Origin of the sequence: Shinella sp. G-2 (assembly GCF_050172695.1) — a bacterium.
GTDB lineage: Bacteria > Pseudomonadota > Alphaproteobacteria > Rhizobiales > Rhizobiaceae > Shinella.
The window spans coordinates 42,487-55,513 of record NZ_JBBEYH010000021.1; the positions used below are offsets into that span (position 1 = coordinate 42,487).

Annotated in this window: 12 protein-coding genes; 10 read left to right on the plus strand and 2 right to left on the minus strand. The window is 64.6% G+C overall.

Annotation, left to right across the window (positions count from 1 at the left end; genetic code table 11):
* Positions 1-4 precede the first annotated feature (4 nt).
* From V8U06_RS22740 to V8U06_RS22785, 10 genes are all read left to right on the plus strand, one after another.
* Positions 5-907, plus strand: coding sequence for a hypothetical protein (locus tag V8U06_RS22740; RefSeq protein WP_427142618.1), 903 nt, complete (start codon positions 5-7; stop codon positions 905-907).
* Between the two features lie 175 nt (positions 908-1,082).
* Positions 1,083-3,308 carry a methyl-accepting chemotaxis protein gene (locus tag V8U06_RS22745; protein WP_427142619.1) on the plus strand — a complete coding sequence of 742 codons (2,226 nt, stop codon included), beginning with the start codon at positions 1,083-1,085 and terminating at the stop codon, positions 3,306-3,308.
* Positions 3,309-3,465: 157 nt separating this feature from the next.
* The gene (locus V8U06_RS22750; RefSeq protein WP_427142620.1) at positions 3,466-3,615 is read left to right on the plus strand and encodes a hypothetical protein; all 150 of its coding nucleotides are present in this window, start codon (positions 3,466-3,468) and stop codon (positions 3,613-3,615) included.
* A gap of 199 nt (positions 3,616-3,814) precedes the next feature.
* Positions 3,815-5,386, plus strand: coding sequence for an AbgT family transporter (locus V8U06_RS22755; RefSeq protein ID WP_427142621.1), 1,572 nt, complete (start codon positions 3,815-3,817; stop codon positions 5,384-5,386).
* A 4-nt stretch (positions 5,387-5,390) separates the two neighbouring features.
* Complete coding sequence (locus tag V8U06_RS22760) at positions 5,391-6,068, plus strand: hypothetical protein (protein WP_427142622.1); 678 nt, start codon at positions 5,391-5,393, stop codon at positions 6,066-6,068.
* 11 nt (positions 6,069-6,079) lie between these two features.
* Positions 6,080-7,030 (plus strand): hypothetical protein, encoded by a 951-nt coding sequence (locus V8U06_RS22765; RefSeq protein WP_427142623.1) that lies wholly within the window; start codon positions 6,080-6,082, stop codon positions 7,028-7,030.
* Between the two features lie 424 nt (positions 7,031-7,454).
* Positions 7,455-8,906 (plus strand): NCS1 family nucleobase:cation symporter-1, encoded by a 1,452-nt coding sequence (locus V8U06_RS22770; protein WP_427142624.1) that lies wholly within the window; start codon positions 7,455-7,457, stop codon positions 8,904-8,906.
* A 179-nt stretch (positions 8,907-9,085) separates the two neighbouring features.
* Positions 9,086-9,460, plus strand: a complete 375-nt coding sequence (locus V8U06_RS22775; protein ID WP_226923140.1) for a CidA/LrgA family protein — start codon at positions 9,086-9,088, stop codon at positions 9,458-9,460.
* Positions 9,453-10,151: an LrgB family protein gene (locus V8U06_RS22780; protein ID WP_427142625.1), complete on the plus strand. Its 699-nt coding sequence runs from the start codon at positions 9,453-9,455 to the stop codon at positions 10,149-10,151. Before V8U06_RS22775 ends, V8U06_RS22780 begins: the two co-directional genes overlap by 8 nt.
* A 231-nt stretch (positions 10,152-10,382) precedes the next feature.
* On the plus strand, positions 10,383-11,762 hold the full coding sequence (locus V8U06_RS22785) for a hypothetical protein (protein WP_427142626.1): 1,380 nt from the start codon (positions 10,383-10,385) through the stop codon (positions 11,760-11,762).
* Positions 11,763-11,812: 50 nt separating this feature from the next.
* Here the strand turns inward: V8U06_RS22785 and V8U06_RS22790 are convergent, their stop codons facing one another.
* Together V8U06_RS22790 and V8U06_RS22795 are read right to left on the minus strand one after the other, a co-directional pair.
* Entirely contained in the window at positions 11,813-12,418 is a 606-nt protein-coding gene (locus tag V8U06_RS22790; RefSeq protein WP_427142627.1) for an alkylhydroperoxidase domain protein, read from the minus strand.
* Between the two features lie 12 nt (positions 12,419-12,430).
* Entirely contained in the window at positions 12,431-13,027 is a 597-nt protein-coding gene (locus V8U06_RS22795; protein WP_427142628.1) for a CMD domain protein, read from the minus strand.

The following is a 13,027-nucleotide window of genomic DNA, read 5'->3' on the forward strand; positions in this document are numbered from 1 at the left end:
AGCAATGGCGATCCTGCCGGGAATACCGCTTCCGACGCGCATCGCCTGCGCCATCGGCCTTTTCCTGTGGGCGTCGGGCACGGACCCTGCGTTCGCCTGTGACACCGGCGCCCTTGTCGATGCGTTCAATGCGGCAGATCAACCGCGCCTTGCCACCCTGGCGGCGGAAAAATGCAGCGGCGAGTATCGCAGTCTTGCCGATCGGCTGCAGGGGCTCCTCGCCTTCAACGGGATTGCGGCGTCAGTCGCGGAGGGCAAGCCGCTTGCCGGTTTTGCGCAGCCTCTCGAAGAGGCGGCGCGGGCGTTTGGCGGACCGTGGCATGTGTGGGATGCGCTTGGCGATATCGCCCGGGAGGGGAAGGACTACGCCGCGGCCTACAAGGCCTATACGCTGGCGCTGGAGCAGGTGCGCGACGACATCGGCACGCCGGACTGGATGGCGCCCGACACCGCCTACACCCATCGCCTTCTTGGTCTCGCCGATGAAATGCGCCTTGCCGGCAATGTGAAGCCCCTGGTCTTCCGCTGCCCCTGCTCCTGGCGAATGCGCGGCATGACGCTGAAGGAGAAGGTGTTCCCGGATATGTTCGAGGCCGGGCGCGACACGATCTCCAGCGATGGCGCAGCCTTGCTGCAGGAACTGACCGGTAACTTGAAGGCCGTGGGCGGCGCGCGGGTGACGATCGCCGTTCATGTCCGCACCGAAGGCAATGCCTCGGGCGACATGGCTCTTTCGGATGCGCGCGCCCGAACGCTGTCGGAGAAAATCGGGGCGCTCGGACTTCGCCAGCAAGTCCAGACCATGGGGCTCGGGCGCGTCCTTCCCTGGCGTCCCGTCGATGGCGGGTCCTATCCGCCTGACGTGACGAACCGTCTGAACAACCGCATCGTCATCCGGGTCGACTAGGCGCGCTCCTGCGCCCGCTTCACGGAAAGCCACTGGCCGCCGGCGGATCCCGTCGCCGCAAAGATGCGGTTTGCGACATTTATGAATTTTTTAATTCAAATGCCGCAACTTCGATCGCGTCTATACCCTTTTCCCGTGTGAAACGTCGCCATTTGAGGCGAAACAGGACCGATCCATGGCCTCCACTTCTCCTGCGCGTTCGAAATCCTCGATGTCGCTGGCCGTCAAGCTGCTCTCCGTCAGCGCGCTTGCCATTGCCTGCGTTCTGGCGCTGACCTTCCTCGTCGTCATTCTTCAGGTGCGCGAGCGTACCGTGGCCATCACGCTCAAGCAGGCGGAAGCCGAGGCAGAAGCGACGGCGCAGGCGATGAGCGGCAAGATCGACGCCCTCTCGGGCGCGGCCCGCAGCTTTGCCGGTCTCGTCGAGCGCGGGGTGGCCGACGGCCGCCTCGACCGCGCGCTGATCACGGCGATGATGCCGGCGCAGGTCGAGAAGTTCGATCTCGTCTTCGGCGCCTGGATCGTCGACACCGAGCAGGGCCTCGACGGCAAGCTCGGCCCCTCGGACGACGCCGCGCAGGGCACCAACAAGGAAGGCATCTTCACGCCCTACTGGATCCGTGGCGCGAACGGCTTCGATCTTCTGCGCCCGACCGTCGACCGCAATGCGGAATACTACCGCCTCGCTGCCACGAGCCTGAAGGGTGCCGCGACCGAACCCTATGAAGAACCCTCGGCCAACAATCTCCTGATGATGACGGTCGCCCAGCCCATCATCATCAAGGATCGCCTCGTCGCGGTGACGGGCCTCGATATCGCGCTCGGCACGCTGGCCGAGTCGCTGAAGACCGAGCGTCCGTTCGGTGACGGCCGCGTCTATCTGCTCTCCGGCACCGGCAAGTGGCTGGCCGCGCCCGATGCGGCGCAGACGATGAAGGACTACGCCGCCGAAGGCACGGACAAGGTGAAGGCGGCGCTTGGCGACGGCCGCACCGTGACGCTGAACGATGTCGTCGGCGCCGATGGCGGCGCGGTCTACCGCGTCGTCTATCCGTTCGACCTGCCCGGCCTCAATGCCCGTTGGGCGGTTGCGGTGGACGTCCCGGCGGCGGCGGTGTCGTCCATCGTCAACGAGCAGACCATGATCCTCGTCATCGGCGGCATCATCATCCTGGCAGCCGTCATGGGCGCGCTGCTGCTCGCCGTGCGTACCTTCGTGCAGCGGCCGATGGCCTCGCTGCTTGGCGATGTCGGCCGCATGTCCGAGGGACAGCTGGAACAGCCGGTTGCCGGTCAGGCGCGCAGCGACGAAATCGGCAAGGTCGCCGTCGCGCTCGAAGCCTTCCGTCACAAGCTGGCGGACGGGCGCCGTCTCGAAGCCACCAATGCCGAGCAGCGCCAGCTGAGCGAAAGCGAGCGCCGCGAGACGGAAGCCGAGCGCGCCCGCGCTGCGGAGGAGCAGCGCAAGGTGGTGGAAGCCCTGGGCCACGGTCTTGCAGGCCTTGCCCGCGGCGATCTCACCAGCCGCATCACCGAGGCTTTCCCGCCGTCCTATATGGAGCTGCGCGACAATTTCAACGCCACGATGGACAGCCTCGAGCAGACCATCCTGCAGCTCAACCAGACCGTCCATTCGCTGAATGCCGGCATCGGCGAGATCAGCCGCAGTTCGGACAATCTCTCGCGCCGCACCGAACAGCAGGCCGCGAGCCTGGAGGAAACGGCGGCCGCGATGAACGAGATCGCCGAGCAGATGCACACCAGCACGCGCAATGCGGGCGAGGCGGCGGCCAAGGTCAACGAGGCCTGCGCCGATGCCGACCGTTCCAACGCCGTGGTGCGCAAGGCGATCACCGCCATGGAGGGCATCGAAGATTCTTCCGGCAAGGTCACGCAGATCATCGGCGTCATCGATGAGATCGCCTTCCAGACGAACCTGCTAGCGCTGAACGCCGGCGTGGAAGCGGCGCGCGCCGGTGAGGCCGGCAAGGGCTTTGCGGTGGTGGCGCAGGAGGTGCGTGAACTCGCCCAGCGCTCGGCCCAGGCGGCCAAGGAGATCAAGGCGCTGATTTCCGCCTCCAGCTCGCAGGTTCAGGAAGGCGTGACGCTGGTCGCCGAGACCGGCAGCGCGCTCACCCGCATCGCCGAGCAGGTGCTCTCCGTCAACAAGCTGATCCAGGACATCTCCGCCTCCGCGCGCGAACAGTCCTCGGGGCTGCAGGAGATCAACGTCGCGGTCAACAACATGGACCAGGTGACGCAGCAGAATGCCGCGATGGTGGAGGAAACCACTGCCGCCGCGAGCCTTCTCAACGACGAGGCCCATACGCTGCGCGACATGGTGATGCGCTTCACCGTCAGCCGCGCCGGCGAAGCCCCGCGCCACCGCGCCGCCGCCTGACGGCAGCAGCCCTTTTCAGACTTTGCATCGGGCGGCCTTCGGGTCGCCCGATGTGTTTTTGCGCCTGCTCTTACGGGAGTGCCCGGGCGCTATTTTGTCACGGTGCACTTCGATTTAATGTGGTATATGATTTACCACATTAACGGAGAGGGTGCCTATGAATAAGGAAGAAATGCGCAAGCCCATGGTGTTTTCCGGCGAACATGTCAGCGGCCGGGACATCAATGGCAGCAGCCTGATGCCCATGCTCGTCGTCGGGCTTGTGCTGATCGCGATTGGTTATGCGGGCGTGATGGTCTTCGTCTGATGCGGATGCCGCCCCGGTGCACCGGGGCGGCATTTTCCCGCGTCCACTGAATGGTGTGCAATATTATTTCATATTGCATCCGAGATTCGAAAATAAATGTATGCGAAAGGTGCGTCACCTGACGACAATCCCTTCCCTTCGCCGGGTATTTGCGGAATAACCCTGAGGATCAGGTTTCTGACGACAGGGTAGGGGACGCATGGACGGGACGCTGGAAAAGCGCGGCAGCAATATCTTCGACAGGCTCGAAGCCATCATCAACCGGCTGCCCGAACCCTTCACGCTGCTCCTGGCGCTGGCTGCGCTGACGGCACTGGCCTCCCTGCCGCTGGCCGCCGGCGGTGTATCGCTCTCCTTCTCGACGGTCGATCCGGCGACGGGGCAGGCGGTGGCGAAGACCGTGGCCATCGAGAACATTCTCACCGCCTCCTATCTTGCCAATCTCATCGTCGAATTTCCCAAGCTGCTGGTCGGCTTCCCGCCCATCGCGCTGACGCTGGTCGTGATGATGGGCATTTCGGTCGCCGAACATTCCGGCTTCCTCGCCTCGGTCATTCACAGCCTCATGCGCCGGGTACCGAAATTCGCGATCATCGCGGTCGTCTCGTTCCTGGCGATCAACGGGGACCTCTTTGGCGATGCCGCGATGTTCGTGCTGATGCCGCTGGCCGCGACGCTGTTCTACCAGATGGGGCTCAACCCTTGGCTCGGCATCATCCTTGTCTTCGTCGGCAACACGGCGGGCTTCTCCGCGTCGCTCGTCATCAACCAGACGGACACGGTCCTGTCGGGCATCACCGCGAGCGTGCTGCCGGCCGAGGCGGCGGCGACTGTCTCGCCGATCATGAACTGGTACTTCAACGCCTTCAGCGCCTTCACCGCGACGGCCGCCATGCTGGTCGTCACCTATTTCTTCGTGCCCTCGAAGCTCCATCCGAACCGCGTCGGCGATCTGGAGATCGAGCCCGAGGTCGTCGACGAAGCGGCGGAAGGCAGGGGCAACGAGGGCCGGGGCCTTCTGGCCGCCGGCCTCTTCACGATCGTCTATCTCGGCGCGATCCTCGCCATGCTGCTGCCGGAAGGCGGGGCGCTGCGCGGGGAGGGTGGCCAGATCGTGCCGAAGTCTCCCTTCATGGGCGGCATCGTCGTGCTCATCTCGCTCTATTTCGCGCTGTCGGGCATCGCCTATGGCTGGTTCTCCGGCCGGCTGAAATCGCTCGGCGAGGCGGCGGAGTGGATGAAGAACGGCATCTCCTCGATGTCCTATTTCCTTGTCGTCGCGGCCGCGGCGGTGATCTTCCTGAAGTTCTTCAACGACAGCCATATCGGTGAATATATCGGCAGCTACGGCGTCGTGCTACTGCAGGGCATCGAGGCCTCGCCGGGCGTGGCGATCTTCCTCTTCCTGCTGCTCGTCTCGGTCTCGAACCTCTTCATCATTTCCGGCAGCGTGCTGTGGATCATGTATGCGCCGATCTTCGTGCCGCTCATGCTGGCGCTCGGCTACAGCCCCGCCGCCACGCAGATGATCTACCGTATCGGCGATGCGCCGCTGAACGCCATCTGCCCGGTCAATCCCTTCCTCATCCTCGTCATCGGCCTTCTCAATAAGTGGCGGCCGAAGGGCACGGAGGCGGTGAAGGTGGGCACGCCCCTGGTGCTGGCGCTGCCCTATGCGCTTGCCATTCTGGGCGTGCTGGTCATACAGCTTGTCTTCTGGGTGCTGTGGGACCTGCCGCCGGGTCCGGGCGCCACTCTGATGGTCCGGTGACACCATGCGTCTTCTTTGCGAAACCGAAATCCTGACAATCGAAGAGATGCGGCGCGAGGGTGCGCGCCGCTGGCTGCGCCTCACGCTATCAGGCCTTGCCGGTCCCGCGCAGCCCGGCCAGACGATGCTCTTTGCCGAGGAGCGCCATAGTCCGCGCTGTCGCATCGCCACGGTCGAGGCTGTCGAAGGCGCCCGCGTCGTGCTGGTGGCGCGTTTCGAGGCCGACGACCGCGTGCCGAAGGCGGGCGCGGAGCTGACGGTCTGGTCGAACGAAGAGCCTGCCGTTTCCCCTGGTCCGGGGTCATTGGTCGTCACGACGCCCGCCTTCCTCTACCGCGTCGCGCCTTTCGCACAGCTTGGGGCGGATCTCATCGTGGAAGAGCCGGGCGTGGATCTCTGGGAGGTTCTCCGCCAGCGTCTCGGGGAGAGCGGCGACTGGACATCGGTCTTCCTGGCCCTGGAGCCGGCGCGGCTCGAGGCCTTCGCAGCGGCGTTTCCGGGAGCCGATCCCTATCTCTACGCCAATATGGACATGAGTTGCGGCATCGGCGCCTGCCGGAGCTGTCACGTCAACCTGACGGATTGCAAGGATGGCGAGGCGAGCTGTCGCCGCGGGCCGTGGTTCGCGCTTCAGCGCGTGAACCTCGTGCGTCTTCGCTTCGCGTCCGCACCCTATATTTGAGGCTGGCCGGCATGGATCTTTCCGTAACCCTCCCGATGGGCGCACGCAGCGTCACCTTCAAGAACCCTGTCATGTCGGCGGCAGGCACCTTCGGCAACATCATCGAATATCTCGATGCCTTCGACATTACCCGCCTCGGTGCCGTGGTGGCCAACTCCTTCCTGCCCTGGCAGGGCGAGCCGAACCGTTGCCGCCGCTTCGCCCATACGGAAAACGGCTATATCTCCGCCTTCGGCATCAACAACATGACGCTGGAGCGCTTCATCGCCGAAGTGCTGCCGCACCTGCCGGCCGAAGAGGTGCCGGTCTTCGTCAACATCAAGGCGCCGACCCGTGCGCAGCTCGCCGGCATGATCCGCACCTGCGTGGAAAGCGGGCGCATCGCCGGTGTCGAGGTCAACGGCAACTTCCCCTATGCCGGCCGGGACGAGCCCTCCTATTGGGACAATCCGGCAAACAACGAGGACATGTTCCGCACGCTGTCCGCGGCGGCCGACGGCAAGGTGCTGCTCTGGTCGAAGGCGGCGACCTCCGCCAAGATGATCATCGAGGACTTCGTTTCGGCCTCCGAGCGTGGCGGGGCGGACGGAACGGTGCTCTTCAACGCCATTCCCGGCGCGCGCATCGATATCGAGCGGCGCACCTTCGCCTGCGGCACCACCGGCTTCGGCGGCTATTCCGGCTCGGGGGTGAAGCCCTTCGCGCTGTGGCGCTGCGTTCAGGCGGCGCAGGTGGCGAACCGCCCTGTCATCGCCTCGGGCGGCATCACCACCGCCGAGGACGTGGTGGAGTTCATCATGGCCGGGGCCCACGTCGTGCAGATCGGCGCGGCCAGCATGAGCCGGCCGGACTATTTCCCCCGCCTCCTCGACGATCTCCATGCCCTGCTGGAACGGCTCGGCGTGCGCTCGCTCGACGAAATCCGCGGCTGCGCCCGCGCCGAGGTCGCGCCCGAGGCTTGACGAGTCTCTGGCGCCCCCTGGGTCAGATGCCGCTAGAGCATGTCAGGTTCAGATTGAACCAGACATGCTCTAAATTCTTTTGTTTCCGTTTGTCTTTTCGGGAAAACCGGTTCCCACTTTTCCCTGACAAACTCTAGGAGGAGCGCGGCGGCTCTCCGGTCCGCCGTTGCCATGTGGATTACCCCGATTTTCCTGAAGGATTTTACTCCGGAAATTGAAAGTATTGTTCGCTTTCAAAAAAGGCGCTGCTCTTGAACGTCGGCAGGCGCTTTATAAAGGGCTGGTATTGTTAACAATTTTGGCTCGGATCGTTTTCTTTCCGCCGAGCAGCGTTTCGGCCGTGCTTTTTTCTCCAGATTGACAGGCCCAAGACACAGGATCAGGTTCCGCGCCACAGGGGTCAACGTCTCAGGAGGAGAACACGATGACGATACCGCCCGGTGCATCACCGCAACTGTACAACGAGGACCTTGCGCCCGCGAAAGAGCGCAATTGGGGGGCCTTTTCCATCTTCAACGTCTGGACGTCGGACGTGCACAGCCTGTGGGGCTATTATCTCGCCGCCAGTCTGTTCCTGTTCTGCGGAAGTTTCATGAACTTCCTCCTCGCCATCGGCGTCGGCTCGCTCATCATCTTCTTCCTGATGCACATGGTCGGCGTTGCCGGCGTGCGCACCGGCGTGCCGTTCCCGGTTCTCGCCCGCGCCTCCTTCGGCATCTGGGGCGCGAACTTCCCGGCCATCGTGCGGGCCATCGTCGCCTGCTTCTGGTACGGCGCGCAGACCGCCGCCGCCTCTGGTGCCATCGTTGCGCTGCTCATCCGCAACGAAAGCCTGCTGCAGTTCCAACAGTCGAGTCACATGCTCGGTCACTCGACGCTGGAACTGATCTGCTACGTCGTCGTCTGGGGTCTGCAGCTCCTGATCATCCAGAACGGCATGGAAACGGTGCGCAAGTTCCAGGACTGGGCCGGTCCCGCCGTCTGGATCATGATGCTGCTGCTGGCCGTCTATCTCGTCGTCAAGGCCGGCGGCTTCTCGCTCAGCCATACGATCCCGATGGACGTTCTTCTTGAAAAGACGAAGGATGCCGGCGTGCCGGGCGTTCCCGGGTCCCTTGCGGCCCTTGGCGCGGTGGCCGCGATCTGGGTCACCTACTTCTCGGCGCTCTATCTCAACTTCTGCGACTTCTCGCGCTACTGCCCCAGCGAACGTTCGCTGACCGTCGGCAACCTTTGGGGCCTGCCGGTCAACCTGATCCTCTTCTCGCTGGTCGCCGGCGTCACCACCATCGCCGCCTACAACGTCTATGGCGAGGTGCTGCTGCATCCCGACCAGATCTCGGCCAAGTTCGACAGCATCTTCCTGGCGCTGCTCGCCGCGCTCACCTTCGCCGTGGCAACGCTCGGCATCAACGTCGTCGCCAACTTCGTCTCGCCGGCCTTCGACTTCGCCAACGTCTTCCCGAAGCACATCGACTTCAAGAAGGGCGGCTATATCGCGGCGCTGATCGCGCTCGTGCTCTATCCGTTCGCTCCCTGGGAGGGCGGCGCAGCGCATTTCGTCAACATGATCGGCAACACGATGGGTCCGGTCTTCGGTGTCATGATGGTCGACTACTACCTGATCCGCAAAGGCCGGGTGAATGTCGAGGCGCTCTATCGTGAGGACGGCGAGTTCCGCTTCGAGAACGGCTGGCACGTCAATGCGCTGATCGCGGCCGCCATCGGCATCCTCTTCTCGTCGATCCTGCCGGGCCTGACCGACATCATGCCCTCCTGGTGGGGCGTCTATGGCTGGTTCTTCGGCGTCGCCATTTCGGGTGTCATCTACTACGTGCTGCGCGCCGCCCGGATGGGCAAGCCCTATCCGGCATAACCGGCGGCACAGCCAACACGACCGGCGGCGCTTTCCCAAGCCGCAGCCGGTCCAGCAAGCCCCGGGCGTCCGTCGCCCGGGGCTTCGCGTTTGACCGGGGAAAAGCCTGATGAAGCCATGTTTCGCCTCCCGTTTTCCCTCAAAACAAGCATAGTGAGCGGCCAGTCACGGAGGCGCAGATGCTCGTTGGAATCACCATTCTTCTTGTCTTTCAGCTGGTCGGTGAAATCACCGCCTATTTCCTCGGCGGTCTGGTGCCCGGCCCGGTCATCGGCATGGCCATGGTCGCCGTGGCGCTGGTGGCGACCGGTGGCATGAAGGCCCTGCAGCCCGCCCACCAGCAGACGCTGGAAACATCGAGAGCGATCCTCGCCAATCTCGGCATTCTCTTCGTGCCGGCCGGCGTCGGCATCATCCAGCATTTCGACCTCATCCGCGACCGGGGCTTCGCGCTTCTCGCCATCGTGCTGCTGTCGACGGTGATCACGCTGACGGTGACGGTCTGGGCCTTCATCCTGGTGAAGCGGCTGACGGGAGGCTATGCGGATGAATAGCGGTCTCTGGGTCTATCTCACCACCTCGCCGCTGTTGTGGCTTGCCGGCACGCTCGTCGTCTGGCTCGCCGCCACGCGCATCGCGCAGCTCAGCCCCGGCAATGCGCTGCTCAATCCGATCATGCTGTCGATCGCCGCCATCTCCGTCATCCTCCTGGTCGCCGGCATCGAATACAGCGCCTATTTCGCAGGCGCGCAGTTCATCCATTTCCTGCTCGGACCGGCCACCGTCGCGCTCGGCATTCCGCTCTACGAAAAGCTCGCGCTGGTGAAGAGCAACCTCGTGCCCATGCTGTGCGCGCTCGTCGTCGGCAGCGTTGCAGCGGTCGGCTCGACGGTGTTCTTCGCCAATCTCTTCGGCTTCTCGCCCTCGGTCGTCGCCTCGCTCGCGCCGAAATCCACCACGGCGGCGGTCGCCATGGCCATTTCCTCGGGTCTCGCCGGCGACCCGGCGCTGACGGCGGCGGTTGTCGTTCTCACCGGCATTTGCGGGGCCATCGTCGTGACGCCGATGATGAACGCCATGCGCATCAAGGACTACAGCGCCCGCGGCTTTGCGGCCGGGCTTGCTTCGCACGGCATCGGCACGGCGCGCGCCTACGCGGTCGATCCGGTCGCCGGGCTCTTTTCCGGCATCGCGATGGGTCTCAATGCGGTCCTGACATCGCTCATCGTCCATCTCTTCCTCTAAGCATGTCCAGGCGAAGCGGGATCGCTTCGGCGTCGGATAATGCGGTAAGAACAAAAAACTGGAGCATTTCCGGTGAACCGGATTTCACCGGAAATGCTCTCAGGACGATTTTTGTCCCTGCGGCGAATAGGCGGATGACGAGAACCGTCATCCCCGTTCGCAACCCATGATTTCGATAGGCAATTTACGATTATGTTCAGGCTGTTCGCGGCAGTTCTTACCGTTTCCTGCATGTCCCTTCTCCTTGCCGCCTGCGGCCGCTCCGAGGCGTCCGAAGCCGGCGGGTTCTTCCCCGCACCCGAGCAGGAATCCTCCAGCATCGTCCTGGCGCGCGGCGCGGACGGACGCCTGCACATGGCCTTCACCGGTTACGACGGCAAGACGAAGGACCAGATCTTCTATGGCGTCTGCACGGGGGACGATTGCGGCGTGAACCGGGAAAACTGGTCGGTGGCCGCTATTCCCTTCTCGAATGCGATCAAGTTGCAGCTTGCCGTAACGCCGGAGGGTAAACCGCGCCTCTACGTCGTCGCTCGCCCGCCAAGCGAGGAAACCAGCCATAACCGGACCTTCTCCTACGGTGAATGCGATGGCGATTGCGCGGAAACCGGCAACTGGACGTTCGCGCGCATTGCCGAGAGCGGCGACAATCTCGTCAGCGAGGCGCTGACGACGCGCGTGCCGGACCGCACCTTCGTGCTCGACGGCAAGGGCAACCCGCGGTTCATCTATACCGACGCCAATTATCTCATCGAGCCGGACCACTACGGCGCCTTCGTCATGGCCTGCGACAAGGGCTGCACCGAGCGCGCGAACTGGAGCGAGACCGACCTTGCCGTGCATGTCGGCTACAACGCGGAGTCCTTCAACAAGCCGGCGCTGGCGGTGGCGGAGAACGGCACGATAGGCGTCGTCGCCGGCCTCTATCCCTTCGCGGAGGACGGCACGCAGCTCAAGCAGGGCCTCTATTACTACGGCTGCGCTGCCGCCTGCGCCGACAAGGCGAACTGGAAGCGCACCTTCATCGTGCAGCAGGGCAGCGGATCCTATCCGAGTCCGACCTGGGATCTCGCCTTCACGCCGGGGGGCAAGCCCCGCCTCGCGCTCTTTGCCGGCGACGGCACGGAGGCGCCGGACCTTGCCCACCAGCTGCTCTACGCCTGGTGCAACGAGAACTGCGATACGGAGGATGGCTGGTCGGCGAATGCCGTCAATCCCGGCAAGGGTGTGGGCGAGGGCACCGACCTTGCCTTCGACAGGGACGGCCGCCCGCATATCGCCATGCTGACCGACAACGGCCAGGTGGCGCTGTCGCGCTGCATGGCCGACTGCGAGACGGACGAGCCGCAATGGACGACTGTTCTCGCCGAGGAGATCGCCGTGCCGCAGAAGGCGCGTCCGCAGGCCTTGCCCTTCCATTGCGACGGCGAGGTGTGGAACGGCGTCCTGCCCATTCTAGCGCTGGGGGAAGACATGGCAACCGTCGGCTACGATATCGTGGTGGAGGCGCGCTGCCTCTACAAGGATTTCGAGGAGCCGGTGCCATCCTCCACCTTTCACGAGATCTTCCGTGGCAGCCGGGTGGCGACCCTGCCGCTCGCGGATGGTTAGGGCCAATCGCCATGGCCTGAAGGCATTGGCGACCGGTTCCCGGAAGCGCTTCAGGCCGCCGCCGGCGTCGGCTCACCCAGCGAGAGCATCAGGCGGTTCGCCCAGTTGAAGAACGAGGCACCGTGCACGAGGTCGGAAATCTCCTCGTCGGCAAGGCCGGCGGCGCGCAGACGCTCCACATGCGCCGTGCCGAAGGCCGGCGGCGTGGCACTGAGCGCGGCGGAGGCGGCGACGATGGCATTCCAACGCTCGCCGAGATCGGCCGAAAGACCCTCATCGAGCAGCTTCTGCACATCCTCCGGGCGCTTGGAATGCTGCGTGGCGAAGCGCGAATGCACGGAGGCGCACAGGATGCAGCCATTGAGGCGCGAGGCGGCGGTGGCGGCGAGCTCCCGCTCGGCGCGCGGCAGGCCGTCCTTCGTGTTGTAGAAGATGTCATTGTCGGTCTTGGTGCGGGCTTCCAGGATGTCCGGATCGCGCACCAGCAGAGCGAAATAGCTTGATTTGGCGCGCGCCTTGTCGACCAGCGCCTCATAGTGGCGCTCGTTCAGCTCGTCTTCGGCGAGCGGCGGCAACCACGCGGTCCAGCCGATATGATCCTGCGTGAAGGCGACGGGCGGGTTTTCGATGGCGGGTTCGATGATGGTGTCGGTCATGGAAAGGCTCCGTCAGGCGGCGGCAAGGGTCTTCAGGCCGGCGACGACGCGGATCTGAAAGGCGAGGAAGGAAACGAGCTGGGAGAGCGTGACGATGCCGGTCGTGCTCCAGCCGGCGGAAAGCAAGGTCTGCAGCGCGGCAGGGCTCGCCTCGCGTGGGCGGTAGACCAGGAGATGCGCGTGCTCCAGCGCGGCGGCGAGCCGGTCGCCGAGCACTGCACGGTCGGCTTCGCCGATGCTGAAGACGGGACCGTCGGCATCCTCGGCGCTGAGGGCCCCGGCGGGATAACGGCCATAGGGGCCTTCGGCGGCGTGAAGCGCGGCAAGCCCCTTGACGGTGGACAGGAGCGCCGGGCCGTTTTCCGTCTCCGCGAGCCTTTCGCCGTAGAAGGCGGCGATCTGCGGCGCGCCATGCAGCGCGGCAACGAAGGTCGCGACGGCGAAGCGCTCGGGCAGCGACACCGCGCCGGCGTCAGTGGGCGTGAAGAGGGCGCGCCAGCTCTTCTGGGCGTGCTCGCGCGTTACGGGACGGCGGGTGCGCAGCGCGTCGCCCCTGGACTGAGGGGCGATGCCGGCCAGATGGTCGATGATGTCGATCGTATCGGTCAT